The following is a 21,549-nucleotide window of genomic DNA, read 5'->3' as shown; positions in this document are numbered from 1 at the left end:
GCCGAAACACATTCTCTTGTCAACCTTTACCACCTTCACGCCCAACTTTTCGATTACGATGAAAAAGACATTACTCTCCATCATATTCGGCGTTATCACCATCGCCGCCTTTGCTCAAGAACAAGCGGTTTACACGCACTACCAAGTGTTCCCCATTCTGGTGAACCCAGGTTACACTGGCTTCGAGGACGAACACCAATTTCTCGGCAACGCCCGCACCACTTGGACGGGATTCCCAGGCCGACCAGTCAATTTCACGGCCATCTATCATGGGCCTGTGGGCGAAAAACTCGCCCTCGGTGGCGGGCTTTTCTCTGAAAAAGTCGGTGATATGAACACCGTGAAGCTGAACTTCAACTATGCCTTCCGTTTTCGTATCCAAAAAGCGCGCATCGGCATTGGTCTTTCCACCGACTTCATCAACCGCCGCGTCAACCCTGACCTGCTGGGCAACCCGCTCGTGCAACCCAACGATGACGTGTTGGAAAACCTGAGCGACGGCCAGCAAATTTTTGATGCCTCGGCTGGAACGCACATCCTCTACGACGAGCGTTTCTTTGTCAGCATCACGCTGCCCAACATCGTGCGCGCTCGCCTCGACGAGGTGCCGATTGACCAGCGCTCGCAGCAGACTTCTCTGTTTGAGCACTATATTTTCCAAGTAGGGTACATCGTGGACGTGCCAAGTCAGAACTTCAAAATTATGCCCTCGCTGGCTTTCCGTCAAATCCGCGATACGCCCTTCCAAGTGGATGTGAACGTGCAAGGCCGCTTTCTCGATGAAAAACTCATCACCGGCCTCACTTATCGCCCCAGCAACAACGGTTCGGTGGGGTTCCTCATCGGCACCAAATACAAAGCATTGCAATTGGCTTACTCCTACGATGTGTCGTTCTCGAAGTTCCAACAGTTCAACACAGGCTCGCATGAATTGACCGCAGCCTTCAACCTGCCGCGCAAGACGCCCAAGCCTGTCTCTACCGACACCTCGGACTTGTATCAATAAAAAAGCAGGATTTTTAAAAAAGAAGAGCTCTGAATGTGCGCGCATCGCACACGTTAACCAATGTTGTTCCGGCCCTTGATTTGTGGCCAGAACAACACTTGGTTGAGAAATCGCTAGGGCGAGGGCTCTTGCGACCAAAGGGGTGCGAGTGCGCATTATAGCGTGCTTCGTCGCTTGCACTGTTTTTCAAAGTGGTTTTTTCAAAAAGTTGCTTTCCAGCCTCGAACGAGGTTTTTGGACGGGCTTTTGTGTTCGAACATCGCGCTCCGATGCTTTGGGGCGACGAACGATAGATGTCTTTAACAATTGGTTTTTGGGATGGCCTCTCTCCTCAAGTTGGAGGGGGGCTTTTTTGTTTTTGGCTATCCCCCTCAGCCAACCCTGATTTCCAGCCGATACCCTACACCGTGCACGTTGGCGATTTTCACCGTGTCGTCTTCTTTTAGGAGCTTCCGCAGACGCGACACAAACACATCCACGCTGCGTCCGACGATGATGCCTTCGTCTTCCCACACCGATTTCAAAATCACATCGCGTTCGAGCAGCTGATTGGCGTGTCGGCAAAACATTTGAAGCAACTTGGTTTCGCGGTAGGTGAGGTCTTTCGTCACACCATTGCATACAAGTTTCTGGTTGTCCACCCGGAGTGTCGAGTTGCCAAATCGAATGGGCGTTTGACCGTTTGGCGAAGATGTTGGAGCAGGCACTTCTGTTGCCAAGTGTTTCTTTTTCAAGAAAATAAAAAAATGATACGCGGAGAAAATCAGCAAGGCGGCAAAAACGGCGGCGAGTGAAACCCAACCGCTTTCATGCGGGAAAAACGAGGTTGCAGGGTCGGTAAAGGTGACTCGCAAATTGTAGCATCCCTTCGTTTGTTTGCGTCCTCCGCAGGGAATGTCGTGGCTTGGTTCAAGCGGATTGAACAAGTAACCCAGCATCAGCTCGCCCTTTTCGCAATCCACTACCGCTACGTTGTACGCTCCCCCGATGTGATGATTGGAAAAGGCTTTTTGCAACACGGACGGGAGGCCATCGTAGTCGAAATCGCGCTCCAAGCGCACGAGCCAAGCACCTTTTCCCACCCGTTGCACGGGAGCGATGGTGCTGATGCTGTCGCCCGCAATCACAAGCAGTTGGTGAGCGGTCTGTCGCAGGGCAAGGTTAACACGTTCTGCAAATTCGTGCTCGTTTTCCTTGAATGAGGGCAGGTGCCACGTCAGACGCGCAGCCATCAAGACCAGCAACACGAGCACCGTTGGAAAGACTATGCTAAGTTTCAATGTTCGGCTCATAGCCCCAAAAGTAAGAGGGCCGATTCATCCCAAAACACGTTTTACACTTCTTTTACACTGTTTTACAAGAGTTTAGCCTTGCCCTTTCCGCACGGACATAGTTTTGTATTCGATTCGAATCATCCCTATTTTTCATTTCACTAAGAGAATTCAAAAACATGAAGAAACAGCATCCTTTGCTTATCGCCTGCATCTGGCTCGTCGGCGCAACAAGCGCGACCGCCCAAGACAACGATTTCAACAACTGCGCAGCAGCGTTTTTAGGCAACCACATGATTGTCAACGAGTACTCTACGGAGGGAAAATGTGTGCTGGCGGCCACCTCGACTGGCGAACTGACGCTGCGCCCCGTCTTTCTGTCTGAAGGCAAAGCGCCACAGGCCAGCCCAAAAATTCCATTCAAAATCGCCATCCGGGATGGCGGCAGCAAAACGCTGATGCTTTTCTCGGACAAAACGCACACGGAGATTGACATTCAAAAAATTCTCCCGTCGTGCAAAAAGGACGACCGCATCGTGTTGCTCACGATGGAGCGAAATTGGGCGGTGCCGCACGGAGAGATTTTGGTGGAGTGAGCGCGATTTCGGTCAAAAGAAAAAAGTAGTTGGAGCATGGAAGTGTGCAGTTGTCGCCCTCTGTGCTCCAGATTTCCCCAATCGGGGGCATCCTATTGCAAAAGAACTTTAAAACCTGTTTGTTTTTTCGGCCTCGTCGAAGTACCTTTGCCCGCCTTTTTCAGGAAAGGTGTTCTTTTTTCATCAAAAATTTGATTTTCAATATGTTCGCAATTGTTTCCATTGCCGGTCAACAATTCAAAGTTGAGGAAGGTCAGCAGATCTTCGTCCACCGGCTGGCAGCCAATGAAGGCGACAAGGTCTCCTTCGATGCCGTGCATCTCATTGAGAACAACGGCAGCGTCACTATCGGCACCCCCAACATCTCAGGGGCAGGCATTCGCGCCAGTGTGCTGGGCCATGTAAAAGGCGATAAAGTCATCGTGTTTCACAAGAAGCGCCGCAAAGGCTATCGCAAGAAAAATGGTCACCGTCAGTCGTTCACGAAACTCCAAATTGACTCCATCGTCGGCTGACACCCCAAACCCCGCCTGTTCCGCTTGACCGGGCAATCCCTCAAACTCCTCAAACCATCCATTCACCATTCATCACACTCTTGAATCATGGCACACAAAAAAGGTGTAGGTAGTTCAGATAACGGCCGCGACAGTAAAAGTAAGCGTCTCGGCGTAAAACTCTACGGCGGCCAAATGGCCGTAGCAGGCAACGTGCTCGTGCGTCAGCGCGGCACAAGGTTTCACCCCGGCAACAATGTTTATATGGGGCGCGACCACACACTGCACGCAGCCATTGACGGCATCGTCGTGTTTACACGCGGCAGAAAAGACCGCAACTTTGTCAACATCGAGCCATACCGGAAAGAAGAGCCGCCCGTGACACCGCCGCCGCCCACCAAGCCGAGACCCGGCAGCGTGAAAAGCAAGCCCAACCCTTCTGACCTCGCGCAAGCTGATGCCCCCGCTACGAAAAAAGCCGCAGTGATGGAAGAAGCGCCCGTGGCAGTAGTCGAAGCAGCACCCGAAGTGATTGTCGAAGCGGAAACGAAGCCCGCTGAGAAAAAAAACACAGCGCCCAAAAAGGAAAAAGCGCCCAAGCTCGATGACCTGAAAATCATCGAAGGGGTGGGGCCTAAAATCGAGTCGCTGCTCAAAGAAGGCGGTATAAGCACTTGGTCGGCGCTCGCCGAGGCACCAGTGGAGCGTTTGAAAGAAATCCTCGACGCGGCAGGCTCCCGCTATCAAATGCACGACCCAAGCACTTGGCCTGCACAAGCCAAACTCGCCGCCGAAGGCAACTGGGACGAATTGAAATCGTACCAAGAGGCGCTTTCAGGTGGCCGCGAAGTGGCAGATTAAGTCTATATTGCGACAAAAAGAAAATGCCGTCTTGCACAGACGGCATTTTCTTTTTACACTTGCCCCGTGAAACGATGAAAGATGTTACGCTTGGGATTTTTGCCGTCATAACGACGCATCCCCACCAGTTTTGACAAAAGAAGTTTTTGTTTTCATAGCTTAATTTTTTAGTTGTTGCCCCGGCTGTAATGAGTCGGGGTTTTTTTGTGCCCCGCCGAAAAGCGTAGGGACATAAAGCAAGAGAGGCCGCCTCGCTCTTTCGCGGGCCGCCTCTCTTCGTTTGTTTTGTTTAATAAAAGTTTTCTGGTTTCAGGTTAGGATTTTACAGTTGTGGCAGAATTACCTTGTCAATAGCGTGCACCACACCGTTGGCGCTTTGCACATCGGTGACGACGATATTGGAAGTGCGGCCTTGTGCATCCACGATTTTCGCGCCGCCTGTCAAGTTGATAGTGAAGGTGCCGCCTTGGAAGGTGGTCACTTGCTGTCCGTTGGTGAGTTGGCTGGCGCGGACATTGGCACCACTCACCACATGGTATTGGAGCACTTTATTGAGCACATCAGCAGAAATGTCGTTGAGACCGCTTGCGCCGAGCTCGGTCAATAGGGCAGCGAAGGCCGCATTGGTGGGGGCAAACACCGTGAAGGGGCCGGCACCCGACAACACGTTCACATAGTCAACGCCGAGGTCGGAGCGCGTGAGGGCGGCCACGAGGATGCTGAAGTTGGGATTGTTGAGCGCTTGATTCACCACCGTGGGCGGCACAATCACTTTGTCAATGATATGTACCACGCCGTTTGAGGCAGCCACGTCGGCAGTGGTGACGCTGGAGCCACCCACTTTCACTCCGCTTGTGAGGTCCACATAATTGCTCAGATAGTTGGTCGAGTTGCCAAACGGGAGCAGGGTGTTCACATAGCCAGTGGTCAGGTCGGTCGAGCGCACATTGCCGCTGACGACATGGTTGAGCAAAATGTCGCGCAATGCGCTCACGGGCACATCCTCCAATTTGGAGAACCCAAGCGCGGCAAGCAGGTCGTTGAAGGCTTGGTTGGTGGGTGCAAACACGGTGAGGGGGCCGGGAGCCGAGAGTGCATCCACCAAACCGGCGCGTTGCACGGCAGCTACAAGGGTGCTGAGGTTGGTGTTGCCTTGCGCGAGTTGCACGATGTTTTGCTGCACCTGCGCGTCGTCATCGTTGTCTTTGCAGGCGGTGAATACAGTAGCAGCGCTCAATGCGATGAAAAGGCCAAGAACTAAGTTTTTCATGTTTAAATGTGTGTGTTTGAATTACAGTTTTGATTTGAAAACATGACCATAACGCTCGCTCTTTGGTTTTGTTTATCTTTTTTAAGTTTGAGTTTTGTAAAAATTAAACAAAATTGAAAAAACATAGTCTTCGGCACCAATTCTTTTTCTCCGAACATGGCTCTCATGGGCGGAGAGGCATAACCCAAAATGCCGAGCGCGGTGTTTGAAAATTGTCTCAAAAAAAATTTTAAAAATGCAAAAGCCGGAATCGTCCAAAAACGATTCCGGCTTTTCTACATTTGGCCGTTCTTCATTTCAATTCGAAATTCAACTTATCGCACACATGAGCAACATCAACCCTTCCCGACTTTTCAATGCCTCTTGCATGGCCTTGACGGTCACTTCCATGACTTTTGCCATTCGCGCCGGGATGCTGGTGCCCTTGGGGAAAGAGTTTAATTTGACAGACACGCAACTCGGCTGGATTGCGGGCATCGCTTTTTTTGGCTTCCCTGTGGCTACCACACTGGGTGGTTTTGTGGTGGACCAATTCGGCATGAAAAAACTGATGTGGGTCGCCTTTCTCTCACACTTAATCGGTCTGCTGCTGACCATTTTTGCCGGCGATTTTTGGACGCTGTTGATTTCCACATTTTTGGTGGGTTTTGCCAACGGTATGGTGGAGGCGGTGTGCAACCCGCTCGTGGCATCCATGTACCCCAAAAACAAAACCGTGATGCTCAACAAATTCCACGTTTGGTTTCCCGGCGGCTTGGTCATAGGGGCCTTGCTGGCGGCGGGCATGAAGTCACTGGATTGGGGCTGGCAGTGGCAGGTGGCTTTGATTCTGATTCCGACGCTCATCTACGGCTGGATGTTTTGGGGACAGCATTTCCCGCGCACCGAGCGGGTGGAGTCTGGAGTCTCGACGGCAGATATGTTCAAGTCGGTGTTGTCGCCACTGTTCCTTTTCATGGCTGTGTGTATGTTTTTCACGGCCAACACCGAGTTGAGCACGGGCCAATGGATTGACAAACTGTTGGGTAAGGCGGGCGCCAATGCCTTGCTGATTCTGGCTTTGGTGAATGGCATCATGGCCGTTGGGCGCTATTTTGGCGGGCCGCTCATTCATCGGCTCAACCCAACGGGCATTCTCTTGGGTTCGGCTATTGTGTCTGTTGCAGGGGTTTATTTGCTCCGCACCACCGAAGGCCCGGCGCTCTATGCGGCGGCGGTGGTTTTTGCGGTGGGCGTTTGCTATTTCTGGCCGACCATGCTGGGCTTCGTCAACGAGTACATCCCAAAAAGCGGCGCTCTGGGGCTGTCGCTCATGGGTGGCGTTGGGATGTTGGGCAACTGGGCGTTTCAGACGTTTTTCATCGGCCCAAGGCTTGATGCCGAAAAAGCGGCACTCGCTACCAGCGGCCTGCCTTCCGACGAGATTGAGCTGTTGGCCGGGCAGAGCGTGTTGAGCAGCATCAATTTGCTGCCTGTGTTTCTGGTGCTGGCGTTTGGGGCGCTGTGGTTTTATATGCGCGGTCGGAACAAGGAAGGTGGCGTGAGTCATTAGTGCCTCGTCCGGTCAATGGCCCATGAATGTGGCGGCCCAATTTTTCCTTCCTCTGCGTTGCTCGTCGGTTACAATATCCCGTATTGCGCCCTCCTCACGCCTTGATGAAGGAAATATTTGACTCCCCAATTCACGGGCCATTGACCGGACGAGGCACTAGGAATCTTGTGGGGCATTTCGCAACAATCTCCGCCCTGCTTGGTGAGAAGGCCAAGCGGGGCGGAGGTTGTTTATTGGGCGCAGCAGTCCGAGAGAACAGCGGCGTTTGAGGTGGCCATCGTGTACACTTTCCTACTGATGCTCGGTAGTCAAAGGCTTGTGGTGGATGAGCAAGGGCTCACAGTCTCAACCATGGGCCGATGGCGCTCTTGGGCGGCGATTCAAGTCGGATGTGATAAACACCCGGCGCCAAATGCCCCAATTGAAGAGTATGCAGCGATGACTTGCTTACATGGCGGTTGTAAACCTCACGGCCATTCAAATCAAACAAGCGAACCGTCCCCTCAAATGCGTCTTCGCCTTGAATGTGAAGCAACCCATCAACCGACGGATTGGGCCAAAATCGAAAACCCGTCTCATCACCCATCTCGAATGTGCCAACCATTGCGCAAGAGTCCTGCTGTTCGTACGCGCCCATGTCAACCGTGCCATAGCGTATCCGCGTGTTGCCGTCCAAATCGCTGGTCAGTCCGGCGGCAAGTGCAGCGGCGTTGTTTCCCTTGTTCACGGCGGGCGAGCAGGGCTTGAGCCTGAAATCGTGGCTTGCGGTATCCGCGAATTCCGGGTATTGACCAAAAATTAGCCCATCTTCAAACGCCTCCAGACTTCCCGGTATGCCGGTGCTGTCGCTCAGGCTCAGCAAGGTGTGGTTGATGTGGAAGCCATACATGGTAAAGTTGTCGGGGTTGTTGTTGTAAAACATTTTCACCATATCGGTCTCTGTTTCCCAAACAACGCAGTTGTCAATGAAAAAGTCGTTGTGATAGCTGTTAGGCTGACTGTACAGCGTGTCCCAACTCTTTAAGAAAATATACTCGTTGTTGTTATAGAATGTGCAATTAGTGACATTCGTTATGATATAATTCATTCGTCCGCCCTGCACTGCTATTCCGCCACCATTGTTGCTAAAAAGGCAGTTGTTGATTCGTGTCGTTACTTTATTGACTGCGCTTCCGCCGGAGGCTCCGCTATGTATCGCCAAGCATATTTTATCGTCCGAAATCCTGCTATGATTATTGAAAAATAAGCATTTTTCAAATGATACTTCCGTTTCACTACTAGAAACAGCGGCTACCGAAGTTGTAAAATTGCCCGATAATTCATTTTTAAAGACGCAATCGCTCACTTCTGTAGTCACCTTTCCTCCATAAGTTGCCAGCATAAGATAAGCCGAGCCGCTGGCAGAGGTGGCTTTGTTGCCATCAAAAACGCAATGTCGCATCCGACAATAAAATTGGACGCCCACTACTGAGGGGGTCAGGGGCCCGACGTAAAAAATGCCGCCGCCCTCCGGCGACACGTTGCTGCGAAAAACACATGAATCCAACACTAGTGTGGTGATGTTCATGGCGGGCGGAAGTCCCTGATAGTAGATGCCGCCGCCCAATTGCCCGGTGTCGCGCTCGAAAACACAAGAGGTCATGCGCGTATTGGAGTTGGCCGTTTGGTTGAAATAAATCCCGCCGCCCTCACCCAACAGGGCATTGTTGTCGGATATAATGCAACGTTCCAAGGTGAATGTGTCTGTCGTCGCACCGGAAGGGCTGTTGATGTACATGGCTCCACCATACAAATATGAGCGGTTGTGGCTGAACGTGCAGTTGCGGAGCACAGGGTTCACCGGGTTTTTCCCTTGAGCAGGGAACAAGGGGTCTTCCCAAGTCGTGCAGAGCGCTCCGCCCAGATAAGCGTAGTTGCGTTCAAAGCGACAGTTGGCAATGATAGGGCGCGAGTTGGCAAGTCCGGCCGAGCCTTCGAGCAGGATGCCCGCGCCCAATCCATCCAACGGGTTGGGGGTGAACTCTCCAAATGAATATCCCCCCGTGACGACGAACCCATCGAACACCGTGCTGTGGTCAAGTCCCTTTCCGCGCACCACATGGTACGAATTGTCGGTGCTCACCCCTGAGATGCCTATGTCGCCGCTCAACACGGTCTCATTTGTCATGGGATTGCGCTGAGCCAGCATCGTTTCCACACCCAAAAAACCGCCATATAGTTGAGTTCCGTTCACAAGGCTGAAGGATATGCCTCGATTGGTACCAGAGGTGGGTTTGTATGTGCCTTTTGCGACCCATATCGCGTCGCCAGACGACGCTATGGTAAGTGCCTGCTGGAGCTCGGGAAAGGCATTGGCCCAACTTGTTCCGTTTTGAGCACCTCCCGACACGTTCTGGTTCACATACCAAGTCGTTTGTGCGGATGCCGCATCGGGTAAGATTGGGCATAGCATGAAAAATAAGGCGTAGCGCATGGGATGTATGTTTTTGTGTTAAATAAAAGCCCCGTCCCGACAACGCCATTTGCCGCCGGGACGGGAATAGGAAAACTCATCAATTCTTTGTGATTTTGCCAGATGCTTGCTGCTGGCCTGCTTTTAAAGAATACCAGTACAGTCCGGATGGATAGCCCTTTGCTTCAGGTATATTTATCTGGTGGTAGCCTGCTGGCAAAGCGATATTTGTCTCAAAAAGAAGTTTGCCGGTAGGGTCGAATAGCGAAAGATTGGCCGTTTCTTTATCAGGCAATTCGAACGCAAAGATGATTTCAGAATTAAACGGAACGGGATAGACAAGTGCCTTGAAATCCGTTCTTGATTTCACTCGGTCCGATTCGGCTCTTTCGGAGGATGCTTCCTCCAGCCGTAGTGTGAGACCAACGCTGTCAATTACTTGGCCAGATTCATCGTAGAACCTCATATCCAATGCCCGGCTGTCCAACTTGAACACATCCTTTATGTCTCCAATGCTGATATTCGCTTCTACCAGAACTTCAAACAGCACTTTGCCATTAAGATTAACTGCATTTCCGTCAGTAGCATACCAAATGCTCCGGAGTATCCCATCATTGTTTCCGGCCAATGTCGGCGTTGAATAATAATAGTTTTCCTCGTCGAATGTGGTGCCAGTGTTTCCGGGCAGCACATTCAAAATGGTGAGAGAGTCCGATGCAAAGCGTGTTGCGAATTGCCAGGCAATCACCTCATTTGCAACAGATGCCACCACTTGTATTTTCTTGACATTACCCACGGCAATGCTTGTGGTTGAACCAGGTACTCTGAGATGCTGCTTGTGGCAATTGTTGGATGATTGCAACACGCTCAGCCGGAGAAAGTCCTGGCGGGCCACACTCAATCGTTTGTGCCTGCATGGCACTTGCCATCAGCAACAATAAAAATGCAAGTGTGTGTGTGTGTGTACAGTATCTTTTACTGCTACATTGAGAATTGGTTCCATGCGTAAATCGTGTTAGAAGATGAAAAAAGAGGGTGAGATATTACCGAAAAATAGTAAACCAATCAGCAACACAACGATAGAAATGCGCAAATTGAGTTCGGGGAGTATGAAATGTTAAAATTGGACACTTTGACTTTTTCCTTCCTTATTGGTAACATACGTCAATCGAGCCAGAAAGAGGTAAGCACATCCACTTTTAATCCACTTTTTATCGCTGCTTTTTGCGCCAATCCCGCATCTTAGCTTCGATATTTAAAAACCAAACTGACATGGCCAATCCTACCACTTACCCCAAGTCTTTTTTCCAATTCCTCGCGGCGCCATTTTCCGACCTTTCATTCGACAAAGCAGGTGGTTTTGTGCGCGGCAATCTTGTGTTCCTCATCTGGATTTTGATAGTGCCCCTGCTCATGTTTGGGGTGAAACAGGGCTGGGAACTCCTCTATGGCTTATTTGATGACAGGGGGCTGTACCCCGGCTTCCGTGCAGCCGCCATGCTGTTCATCTACTACTTGTTAGCCAAGGCTATCTGGCTGTTGCCGCTGCCTTTCTTTCGGAAAATCAATCCTGACACGGTGGAAGGCTTGGCAGAGCTCAACAAATTGCGCCCCGTGACGGCCAACAACCCCTACCGCGGCTTGCTGGTGAGTGCGCTGCCCATGATTTTCTACAGCGTGGCGATGATATGGGTGCAGTCCAAGCGCGATTTCAATGGCTGGTATTTTGCGCTCACGATGGCCACCATTTTGGGCGGCATCGGCTTGATGTGGTGGGTGATGGAGCGAAGCAAACTCAAACTGGGGCGTTTGCAGGAATTGATGTGCGCGAATTGGGGTTTGGTGTGCGTGCTGGTGTGGGTTGCAAAGGAAAACGACACCGTGTTCTGGAACTACTATTTTGTCGGAATCGGTATGTTGGTGCAAATGGCGTTGTTGGGCGGCATCATAAAGCACTTGGAGGAACGGCTTGACCCGGTGAACAAGCCCGGGCTTAACAAAACTCATCGGCGCTATTATCGGCTGGTGTTTGGGACCGTCGTCATCGGCACCTTGGTATTGTCTCTGCTCAGCAACCTGAATGTGCTGTCGCCCACCTTTGTCTTACTCGTCATCATCACTTTTTATGTGCTGCTCAATGATTTGTTGGTGGCCGTCTATGTGTTGAAAAAAGGCAAGTGGCTCAAATACGGCCTCACGACTGGGCTGGTACTGTTGGGTTGGTTCATATTTGTTCGCCCTTCCCCGATACACAACATCAATTACGTCCCTTCCGATTTGCGGGCGGCAGATGACCGTGTTGGGTTCGATGCCTATTTCGCTCTATGGTATCGCAACAACATCGCGCCGCACATTGACACTGCCAGCACCGATACCATTCCCATTTATTTGGTGGCTGCGCAGGGCGGAGGCAGCCGCGCAGGATTGTGGACGAGTGAGTTGCTCAACCGTCTGGAGATTAAGCACGGCTACCAGTTTCATCGCCATTTGTTCGCTATCACCTCCGCCTCCGGAGGCTCGGTGGGCACTGGCTCGACGCTGTCGCTGTGGCGCTATGTGCAGGACCATCCAACGCTCGATGACAGCACCAAAAAAAGCCTGCACCAGCATTTTGCCCCCCAGATGTTTGAGCGCAACTACCTGAGTTCGCAGTTCATGCAATTGTTTGTCAACGAAGTGGGCAAACGCTTCGTCTCCTTGTTCAAAAAAGAAGGGGTGCACGACCGGAATTTGGAACACCAACGGCATGAGGCATTGGGATTTGCCAACGCGGTTCGCTACGGCTTCGAGCAGAGCCATAAAAGCGACCTAAACCCGCTCAACCGCGTTGCCCAAACCTTTGTCAGCGGTGGCGGCGACAGCCTGCGCATCGGAAGCAAGCGCCCCAAAATCCCCAACTATCCCATGCAGCCCTATCTTTCCTATTGGTATTCGGCACCAAAACAAGCGGACACAAGGCTGCCGCTATATTTCCCCATCACGCTCAATATCCAAACGGGCAAACCGGGCTATGCCAGCCCCGTTGCGTGGGATTCGACGCTCTTCGTGGATGCCATTGACATCGTGCGCGACGCAGAGAAAAACTATCCCGGCAAAACACTCGCTATGGTGACGGCCACCAATCTGAGCCAACTGTTCCCTATCATGAATGCCTACACCTATATCAAAGACGTGGGCAACTTCATGGACGGCGGGCTTTTTGAAAATATGGGCTTGACCCTGATGAGCCGCATCCAAGAGCGCCTGAACGCACACATCGCTCAATCGCCCGACATTCCTGCATCGGTGAAACAGCGGCTCAAAATCAAAGTGTTCTTCTTCATCAACGACGACATCTCGACCCCCGAAGGAAAAAACTTCGAACGCCTCAACCAGACTACAGCGACCCTGAAAGCAGTGGCATCCTCTTCCATTCAGGGCAGAAATACTTGGTGGACAGCGTATTTCAACGATGTTTTGGTGAACGAAAAAAAGGAGGCCCTGCCCACTGTGTTGTTGCTGCAAGGCCACGAAACCAAACCAAAGGACAAAGTGCCACTGGGTCGCTGGCTCTCAAAACGCTCGGTGGAGTGGGTATGCGGAAGAGCCGAGGAGGAGATGAAAAAAGGTGGGGACTAAATTTTACACGAATAATGGGTTGAAATAGCCCCAGCGGGGCGGAATGTTGGAGTCCCCGCCAACAGGGGCAGAATAAATGCCGGAACAGCGTTCCGGCGTACGATAGCCACGATTTGAAATGTCCCTCTAACAACTTGCTATTCAAGCGGCCTGATATTGCAGTTCCAGATGGTGCAGCATATCCTTTGTCATCGCGTCGAGGTCGAATTCCGGCTTCCAGCCCCAGTCTTTGCGAGCGGCGGAGTCGTCAATGGAGGCTGGCCAGGAGTCGGCGATGGCTTGGCGAAAATCGGGCTTGTAGGTGATTTTGAAATTGGGCATCCTTTTTTTGATGCTCGCAGCCACCTCTGCCGGAGTGAAACTCATGCCCGCCAGATTGTAGCTGGTGCGCACCGAGAGGCGGTTGGCAGGAGCCTCCATCAATTCCAGCGTGGCGCGAATCGCGTCGGGCATATAGAGCATGGGCAAGCTCGTGTCCTGACTTAGGAAGCACTCGTAAGGTTTGGACTGGACGGCATAGTGATAAATATCCACCGCATAGTCGGTGGTGCCGCCGCCGGGCATGCTTTGGTAGCCGATGATGCCGGGGTAGCGCAGCGAGCGCACATCCACCCCATAGCGGCGATAGTAGTAGTTGGCCCAGTTCTCGCCCGCCACTTTGCTGATGCCATACACCGTTTCGGGAATCAGCACTTCGTATTGCGGCGTGTTGAGGTGTGCGGCCTCGCGGCCAAACACCGCGATGGACGAGGGAAAATAGACCTTCGCCAGATTGCGCTGCCGACTGATTTCGAGCACGTTGAACAGGCTGCGCATATTGATGTCCCACGCCTTCATCGGGTCTTTTTCCCCCGTGGCGCTCAGGATGGCGGCGAGGTGGTAGATTTGATTGACCCTCCATTTTTTCACCACTTCTTCCAGCGCGGCGGCATCGAGCGCATTGAGGACTTCAACTGGGCCATCTTGCGGGCCGAGGTCGCGCAAGTCGGATGCGATGACATTGTCGGCCTGATACACCTCGCGGAGTGCATCGGTAAGCACCGCGCCGATTTGTCCGCCGGCGCCTATGACGAGAATTCGGTCTTGCTTCATCAAACTACTTTGGTTAGGTACACATTGAGTTGACCCGCGAATGTAGAGCGAATGTTCAAACTGCTGGTTTCGGCCAAATTGTTTTTTTCTTGCGCTGCCAAAATCTGATTTTCCCGACAATTGTTTTCCCGTAAAAACACCTCATCGGGCAACCCGTGCTCCTCGCCCTGCGCCAATTTGCCCGAATCGCCAATCGTATTCTGACGGCTTATGAAGAATCCAATTTTTGCCCTTTTGCTTGCTTGTTTTGGTAGCTCCGCGCTGTTGGCACAGAGCTCCTTCACCATTCAGCGCGCCATCGAATGGGATGCCGTGCCCACCAAACATATTCTCTCCGGTGGCGGCGAACTCGAGTTCTGGCATTTCAAAGGCAGCATTTTTCACGACGATGCGCCTACCTTGCCCGTGTTCGCCGAACAATTCCCGCTCGCTGGTTTTTCCAAAATAGAGGTGGAAGTGGCGACGGTGCAATGGGAAACATTTCCCAAAAAGCCCTCGCCGGACGATGCGGCCTTGCGCAACGACCTCGCCTTGCAAACGTCGGTAGAGCAGGAACGTTCCAAATTCGTAGGCCGGGTGGCTTTCATCCCCATCCGACGCGCGGGCAGCGGCTTTGAACGGGCGGTGTCCGTCACGCTCAACGTGCGCGTCACCCCGGAGGCCCAGCCCGTGAAAGAGCGCGGCGGGCCATTCACGTACACCTCCGCCCTGAGCACAGGCACCGTCTATAAGTTCGGGGTCGCCAATTCGGGTGTTTACAGGCTTGACTATAATTTTTTGAAAACAACGCTGGGCATCACGAATCTGGACAACATAGACCCCCGCACCATTCGACTCTTCGGGAATGGCGGCGCTATGGTGCCGGAGCGCAACAGCGACCCGCGCCCCGACGATTTAATCGAGAATGCCATCCAAGTGGTGGGCGAGGCAGATGGAAAGTTCGACGCGGGCGACTACATCCTGTTTTACGCTGTCGGGCCCCGTCCTTGGAACTTTCGCGCCAACGCCAACGACCCCGAACTTACCGTGACCCAACACCTCTATGACCACCACGCATGGTATTTTATCAAAGTAGGCGACGGCAATGGCCTCCGTGTTACTGAACAAAGCCGCGTGAACGCTTCGTTTGTGACGGAGGAGTTCGACGATTTTCAACGACTTGAAGAAGACCGCGTGAACCTGTTGGACAATTTCGTGTCGGCGCAGGGGTCGGGCAAAAAATGGTTCGGCGATTATTTCCTGCAAACAAGGGCAAGGGATTATTCCTTCAGCTTCCCCAACCTCGTGCCGGGCAGCTCGGCGCGGTTGCGAGCGGAGTTTGCTGGCCGCTGCGCCGTTGGCACCACCGTGCGCCTCATCGTGGATGGCAACACGCTCACGCGCAACATCAACGGAGTGCAAGTGAGCGACAATGAAGCGACTTACGCGGCATTGGCGGTTTTTCAGACAAATTTCCAACCTACCGGCACCGACAGGGTAGGGGTCAGAATCGAATACCCGGAAATTGGTCAACAAAGCGAGGGCTGGCTCGACTTCATCGAAATCAACGCACGCCGCCGCTTGCAGATGACCGGGCAATTCATGGAATTCCGCGACAAACAAACCATCACGCAAGATGCCGCCACTTTCCGCATTTCGGGCGTGAACGGCAACCTATTGGTGTGGGACATCAGCAACCCTCAACGACCCTTTTTGCAACAAACACTCAAAAGCGGCAGCACGGTTGAATTCGGAGTCAACACCCTGTTCACCCTGCGGAATTTTGTCGCTTTTTATGAAAATGCCACCTTCCCCCGGCCAGAAGCGGTGGCCGGCAAAATAGCCACCCAAAACTTGCACGGCATCGACAACGTGCATTTAGCCATCGTGTATCACCCCGATTTGCAGGCCGATGCCGCTCGATTGGCCGAGCACCGCCGTCAATACAGCGGCCTCGATGTGGCACTGGTGGACGTGTTGCAGCTCTACAACGAATTTTCGTCCGGCGCGAAAGACCCCGGAGCCATCCGCGACTTCGCCGTCATGCTGCTGGAGCGCAACCCCAACAAGTTCAAATGGCTGTTGCTCTTCGGCGACGGCTCCTTCGACCCGCGCAACATCACCAATAGCCCGAACAACAAAGACCTCATCCCTGTGTACGAGACCGCCGAATCGTTCAACCCGATTCGCGCCTATCCTGCCGACGATTTCTTTGCCCTGCTCAGCCCGGAAGACGGCGGTTCGCTGAGCGGCAAACTCGACCTTGCCGTGGGGCGCATCACCGCGCGGTCGCCGCAAGAAGCGCAAGCGGTGGTGGATAAAATCATCGCCTACGACAGCGACCCTGCCACTTTGGGCGACTGGCAATTGCGCAACCTTTTCATCGCTGACGACGAGGATGCCAACGCGCACATCAATCAGACAGAAAATTTGGCAGCCATGACCGCCGCCGCCGCGCGTTTTTTTAACATCGAAAAAGTTTATTTCGACGCATACCAACAGGTGGCCACCTCCGCAGGCGACCGCTTCCCCGATGCCAAGGCGGCCATCAATGCCAACATTTTCAGAGGAAACCTCGTGACACAGTACATCGGTCACGGTGGCCCGCGAGGGTGGGCACAGGAGCGCGTGGTGGACAACAACGACATCGCAGGCTGGGACAACCCCAACCGCTATCCGCTTATCATCACCGCCACCTGCTCTTTTGGCGGCTACGACGACTACAAAACGCTCACTGGAGGCGAGCAGGCACTCATCAAAGTCAAGTCGGGCGCAATTGGGCTGTTCACCACCACGCGAGCCGTTTATATTTCCGATAACAACACGCTGACCAACGCCGTGCAAACATTCCTGTATCGCCGGGAAAACGGCCAATACCTGACCATCGGCGAAATACTGAGCGCGGCCAAAAACAGCATTTCCAGTGGGTTCGACAATTCGAGGAGATTCACCCTCCTCGGCGACCCCGCCATGTACCTCGCGCTGCCAGAATATCGCGTCGCCACCACCAAAATCAACGACAAGGATGTGGCGGACGGCCAGCCGGACACGCTCAAAGCCCTCATGCCCGTCAAACTCGAAGGCGTCGTGACTGACACATTGGGCAATCTCCTGAGCAACTTCAATGGAAGGGTGTTCGTGTCTGTGTACGACAAGGCGCAAAACCTTCAAACCCTCGGACAAGACCCGGGCAGTTTTGTGCGCTCGTTCAGCGTGCAGCGCAACATCATCTTCAAAGGAAGCGCCACCGTGCGGAACGGCCAGTTCCAAATTGAATTTGTGGTGCCAAAAGACATCAACTACACCTACGGCTTTGGCAAAATCAGCTATTACGCAGAAAACGGGACACCGCTCGACGCAGCGGGCGCCGACGAGAATATCGTGATTGGGGGCAACGCCAACTTGATTCAGGACGACCAGCCGCCCATCGTGACCCCCTACCTCAACACCGATGCCTTCGTGTTCGGTGGCATCACAGACAACTCCCCAAAAATACTCGTGAAATGCTCCGATGACTACGGCATGAACGTCAGCGGCGTGAGCCTTGGCCACGACCTCACCGCCGTGCTCGACGGCAACTTGCTGGAGACCATCGTCCTCAACGATTTTTACGAAAGCGAACTGGACAACTTCCGCAAAGGGCAAGCCATCTATCCGCTGCGCAACCTCAGCGTAGGCCGCCATACCCTGCATGTGAAAGGTTGGGACATCGCCAACAATTCGGGCGAGGGCTACACCGAATTTGTGGTGGCCGAAGACGGCAAAGCCGCGCTCGCCCATGTACTCAACTATCCCAACCCATTCACCACGAACACCTGGTTCCAATTCGAGCACAACCTCGCGGGTCAAGTGCTCGATGTGCAGATAAGCATCTTCACCGTGTCGGGCAAGCTGGTCAAGACCATCATCCACTCCACCCCCGCCGACGGCTACCGGGTGAACGACATCAACTGGAACGGCAAAGACGATTATGGCGACCAATTGGCGCGTGGCGTGTACCTTTACCGCGTGAAAGTACGCGGCACCGATGTGCTTGGCGCGCAAGTGACCGCCGAAAGCGATTTTGAAAAATTGGTGATTTTGAAATAGGCGCCGCCAACGCCCATGACCCATGCTCGACAAACTGCAAGCCCTTCGCGAGAAGTACATTTATCTTGAAGAACAACTCTCCGACCCCGGCATCGTGGCCGATATGGAGAAATCCAAAAAAGTCAACAAGGAGTACAAAAAACTCCAACCCATCGTGCAAGTGGCCGACCAATATGAAAAAGTATTGGCTGACCTCGACAGCGCCCGCGCCGTATTAAGCACCGAAACAGATGCCGAGATGCGCGAACTGGCCAAAGAAGAAATAGCCACGCTCGAACCCGAACTTGATACGTTGGAAACGGCGCTCAAAACCCTGCTCACTCCCAAAGACCCGGAAGATGAAAAGGACGTGATTTTTGAAATCCGCTCCGGCACCGGGGGCGACGAGGCCGCACTCTTCGCTGGCGACCTCTACCGAATGTACTCCAAGTATTTTGCCGAACAAGGCTGGGAAGTGGAAGTGGTGGATGAAAACCCCGGCACCGTGGGAGGCTACGCCAAAATCGTGCTCGAAGTGACAGGCGAAAACGTGTACGGCAAACTCAAGTTCGAGTCAGGCGCTCACCGAGTGCAGCGTGTGCCCGACACCGAAACCAAAGGCCGCGTCCACACCTCTGCCGCCACCGTAGCCGTGTTGCCCATCATGGAGCCAGAGGATATTGACATTCGCAAAGAAGACATCCGAACCGATGTGTTCCGCGCATCGGGGGCGGGCGGCCAGCACGTCAACCGAACCGAATCAGGGGTGCGTTTCACCCACTTGCCCACCGGAGTAGTAGCTGAGAGCACCGAAAGCCGCTCGCAACACAAAAACCGCGAAATCGCCATGGGGCGCCTCATCCAGCAAATACGAGAGGCCCAGCTCCAAAAAGAGGCTTCCGCGCTCGCGTCCGCTCGCAGGAGCCTCGTCGGCTCCGGCGACCGTTCCGAAAAAATACGCACCTACAACTGGCCACAAAATCGCGTGACCGACCACCGCTTGGAAGGCGACCACAAGAACTTCAACCTCGACAAGGTCATCGAAGGAGACTTGGCGCCGCTCATCGAGGCGCTCACTATCGCGGACAACGCCGCGAAATTGCAGGAGGGGTGAGGGTAAATGCCCTATGTCTATTTCGTGCGAGCAATGCCGATATCAGTTGTTGGGTATTGAAATGGGGCATCCATCTGCACTCATGCTAACCCCGCAGACCGACGTCTCGTGTCGTGCTGCCACGATGTACGGGTGGGAATAAAGTCTACGCAATCAACTCGGTTCGCTTATTTTTGCGTGAAACATTTTCTACCCGATGGATATGCCTGAAATTGGAATTCCGCAGATTGAATATCTGAAAGTAAAAAACTACCGGGCGCTTCAAAATATCGAGTTGAAGGCTATCACGCCACTTACAGTATTCTTAGGGCCAAATGGAAGCGGGAAGTCAACGATATTCGATGTGTTCGCCTTTTTGTCCGAATGTTTCAATACCGGGCTGAGAAAGGCTTGGGATAAACGAGGGAGGTTTAGAGAACTGCGCAGCCGGGGACAAAACGGCCCCATCGAATTTATGATAAAGTACCGGGAATATCGGGGTTCGCCGCTTATTACATACCACCTTGCCATAGACGAAGGGCCAAAGGGCCCACTTGTCTCTTCCGAATCACTTCGATGGAAACGAAGAGAAAAAAGCCAGCCCTTTTATTTTCTCCGTTTTCAAAATGGGAAAGGCGAAGTCGTCAGCGGCGATATGCCCGACGAGCACGACGAGCGCGTACGCGAAGAATTGTCGTCGCCCGATATGTTGGCAGTCAACACGCTGGGGCAATTGGCCAAACATCCCCGTGTCGGTGCGCTTCGCCGGTTTATCAGCGATTGGTACTTGTCCTACCTGTCGGCGGACAACACACGGGGCATCACCGAAGCTGGCCCTGTGGAACGGCTGTCACAAACTGGTGACAATCTGCCCAACGTCATTCAATTCCTGAAAGAAGAACACCCGGAACGTTTGGACGAGATACTGGCCACATTAAGTGACCGAATCCCGCGCTTAGAAAAAGTAGATGTGGGCATGATGCAGGACGGACGCCTACTGATGCAAATTAAGGATGCGCCATTCGAGCAGCCAGTGCTCGCCAAGTTCGCCTCTGACGGCACCCTTAAGATGCTGGCCTACCTCACCGTGCTGTACGACCCCAGCCCCCCCCAACTTATTGGCATAGAAGAACCGGAAAACCAGCTGCACCCACGCTTGCTTCCCGAACTCGCCGAAGAATGTCGCAAAGCATCCGGCAACTCACAACTGCTCGTCACGACACACTCGCCCTTTTTTGTAAACGGACTGAAACCTGAAGAAGTCTGGGTTATTTACCGCGATGTGGATGGATTTTCCAAGATGAGACGCTGCTCAGATATGCCCAGAATCAAAGAATTTATCAAACAGGGAGCACTGCTCGGCCACTTGTGGATGGAAGGACATTTTGACGTTGGCGACCCATTAAACCAAAAATAGACTATGACAAAAAGACATCTGGAAATCCTCACCGAGGAGCCTTCGGCTGAAGCCGCCCTGCGCTTGCTGCTTCCCCAAATCGTCGGCAACAGAGCGACTTGGAAAATCATCACCCACCAGGGCAAATACGACTTACTCAAACAGCTGCCTTTTCGCCTAAATGCTTACAAAAAAAGTTTGGCGGACAATGAGCGAATCATCATTTTGGTGGACAGAGATAAAGATGACTGCTTGCAACTCAAACAGCAAATGGAAACAGCTGCCGCACGGGCCGGACTGACCACCAAATCGGTTGCACAGGCCACAACCTTTCATTTGGTAAACCGGATTGCCATTGAGGAAATAGAATCTTGGTTTTTAGGTGATGAAGCGGCCATTTGCACTTCTTACCCCGCTTTGCGAGCCTTTCCGGGCTCGCTTCAAAAACGGATGCCCGATAACATCGCCAATAGTTGGGAAACGCTTGAAAAAACACTCAAAAACGCCGGGTATCGGTCTATTGGCGGCAAAATCGAGGTAGCCAAAAAAATTGCCCGGAATATGAACCCCAAGGCCAACCGCTCCAAAAGTTTTCGTGTGTTCGTAGAAGGTATTACTGCCTGCATTTCATGAATTTATGCCCTGATTCGCCAAGATTTATCGGATGCGCATGACCAATGTTCCCGATTTTGAATGAATCAGGACTTCGCTTCTGCTGAAAACTTGACTATGCGAAGCATATAGTCAACGCAAACCAGCCCCATCCGCTTCACTTGGCCGGGCAAGCCCCTGAGAACGGAG

General features: G+C 52.8%; 15 protein-coding genes. 10 read left to right on the top strand and 5 right to left on the bottom strand.

Annotated elements, in window-relative coordinates:
* The first annotated feature begins 58 nt into the window (after window positions 1-58).
* The gene (locus KIS77_08375; GenBank protein MCW5922344.1) at window positions 59-1,006 is read left to right on the top strand and encodes a PorP/SprF family type IX secretion system membrane protein; all 948 of its coding nucleotides are present in this window, start codon (window positions 59-61) and stop codon (window positions 1,004-1,006) included.
* Window positions 1,007-1,377: 371 nt separating this feature from the next.
* Here the strand turns inward: KIS77_08375 and KIS77_08370 are convergent, their stop codons facing one another.
* Entirely contained in the window at window positions 1,378-2,286 is a 909-nt protein-coding gene (locus KIS77_08370; protein MCW5922343.1) for a winged helix-turn-helix domain-containing protein, read from the bottom strand.
* A 170-nt stretch (window positions 2,287-2,456) separates the two neighbouring features.
* Between KIS77_08370 and KIS77_08365 the strand changes: the two genes are divergently transcribed.
* The 3 genes from KIS77_08365 (at window position 2,457) to rpmA (ending at window position 4,228) form a co-directional block, all read left to right on the top strand.
* Entirely contained in the window at window positions 2,457-2,873 is a 417-nt protein-coding gene (locus tag KIS77_08365) for a hypothetical protein (protein ID MCW5922342.1), read from the top strand.
* Between the two features lie 203 nt (window positions 2,874-3,076).
* Window positions 3,077-3,388, top strand: coding sequence for a 50S ribosomal protein L21 (rplU, locus tag KIS77_08360; GenBank protein ID MCW5922341.1), 312 nt, complete (start codon window positions 3,077-3,079; stop codon window positions 3,386-3,388).
* Window positions 3,389-3,475: 87 nt separating this feature from the next.
* On the top strand, window positions 3,476-4,228 hold the full coding sequence (rpmA, locus tag KIS77_08355) for a 50S ribosomal protein L27 (protein ID MCW5922340.1): 753 nt from the start codon (window positions 3,476-3,478) through the stop codon (window positions 4,226-4,228).
* 322 nt (window positions 4,229-4,550) lie between these two features.
* Here the strand turns inward: rpmA and KIS77_08350 are convergent, their stop codons facing one another.
* Complete coding sequence (locus tag KIS77_08350) at window positions 4,551-5,498, bottom strand: fasciclin domain-containing protein (GenBank protein ID MCW5922339.1); 948 nt, start codon at window positions 5,496-5,498, stop codon at window positions 4,551-4,553.
* Between the two features lie 325 nt (window positions 5,499-5,823).
* Between KIS77_08350 and KIS77_08345 the strand changes: the two genes are divergently transcribed.
* Window positions 5,824-7,050 (top strand): MFS transporter, encoded by a 1,227-nt coding sequence (locus tag KIS77_08345; GenBank protein ID MCW5922338.1) that lies wholly within the window; start codon window positions 5,824-5,826, stop codon window positions 7,048-7,050.
* Window positions 7,051-7,387: 337 nt separating this feature from the next.
* Here KIS77_08345 and KIS77_08340 read toward each other — a convergent pair whose 3' ends face one another.
* The gene (locus tag KIS77_08340) at window positions 7,388-9,523 is read right to left on the bottom strand and encodes a T9SS type A sorting domain-containing protein (protein ID MCW5922337.1); all 2,136 of its coding nucleotides are present in this window, start codon (window positions 9,521-9,523) and stop codon (window positions 7,388-7,390) included.
* 79 nt (window positions 9,524-9,602) lie between these two features.
* On the bottom strand, window positions 9,603-10,397 hold the full coding sequence (locus KIS77_08335; GenBank protein ID MCW5922336.1) for a T9SS type A sorting domain-containing protein: 795 nt from the start codon (window positions 10,395-10,397) through the stop codon (window positions 9,603-9,605).
* A 377-nt stretch (window positions 10,398-10,774) separates the two neighbouring features.
* Between KIS77_08335 and KIS77_08330 the strand changes: the two genes are divergently transcribed.
* A complete protein-coding gene (locus KIS77_08330; GenBank protein ID MCW5922335.1) occupies window positions 10,775-13,120 on the top strand; it encodes a hypothetical protein in 2,346 nt (781 codons plus the stop codon).
* A 141-nt stretch (window positions 13,121-13,261) separates the two neighbouring features.
* Here the strand turns inward: KIS77_08330 and KIS77_08325 are convergent, their stop codons facing one another.
* A complete protein-coding gene (locus KIS77_08325; GenBank protein ID MCW5922334.1) occupies window positions 13,262-14,212 on the bottom strand; it encodes an NAD-dependent epimerase/dehydratase family protein in 951 nt (316 codons plus the stop codon).
* Between the two features lie 210 nt (window positions 14,213-14,422).
* Here KIS77_08325 and porU point away from each other — a divergent pair, with 210 nt between their 5' ends.
* The 4 genes from porU (at window position 14,423) to KIS77_08305 (ending at window position 21,381) form a co-directional block, all read left to right on the top strand.
* On the top strand, window positions 14,423-18,280 hold the full coding sequence (porU, locus tag KIS77_08320) for a type IX secretion system sortase PorU (protein ID MCW5922333.1): 3,858 nt from the start codon (window positions 14,423-14,425) through the stop codon (window positions 18,278-18,280).
* Between the two features lie 22 nt (window positions 18,281-18,302).
* Window positions 18,303-19,373, top strand: coding sequence for a peptide chain release factor 1 (gene prfA / locus KIS77_08315; protein ID MCW5922332.1), 1,071 nt, complete (start codon window positions 18,303-18,305; stop codon window positions 19,371-19,373).
* 196 nt (window positions 19,374-19,569) lie between these two features.
* Complete coding sequence (locus tag KIS77_08310) at window positions 19,570-20,769, top strand: AAA family ATPase (GenBank protein MCW5922331.1); 1,200 nt, start codon at window positions 19,570-19,572, stop codon at window positions 20,767-20,769.
* Window positions 20,770-20,772: 3 nt separating this feature from the next.
* Window positions 20,773-21,381, top strand: a complete 609-nt coding sequence (locus KIS77_08305; protein ID MCW5922330.1) for a DUF4276 family protein — start codon at window positions 20,773-20,775, stop codon at window positions 21,379-21,381.
* Window positions 21,382-21,549 lie beyond the last annotated feature (168 nt).

The sequence above is a fragment of the Saprospiraceae bacterium genome (genome assembly GCA_026129545.1).
GTDB lineage: Bacteria > Bacteroidota > Bacteroidia > Chitinophagales > Saprospiraceae > M3007.
This window is presented reverse-complemented; position numbering and strand designations above follow the sequence as displayed.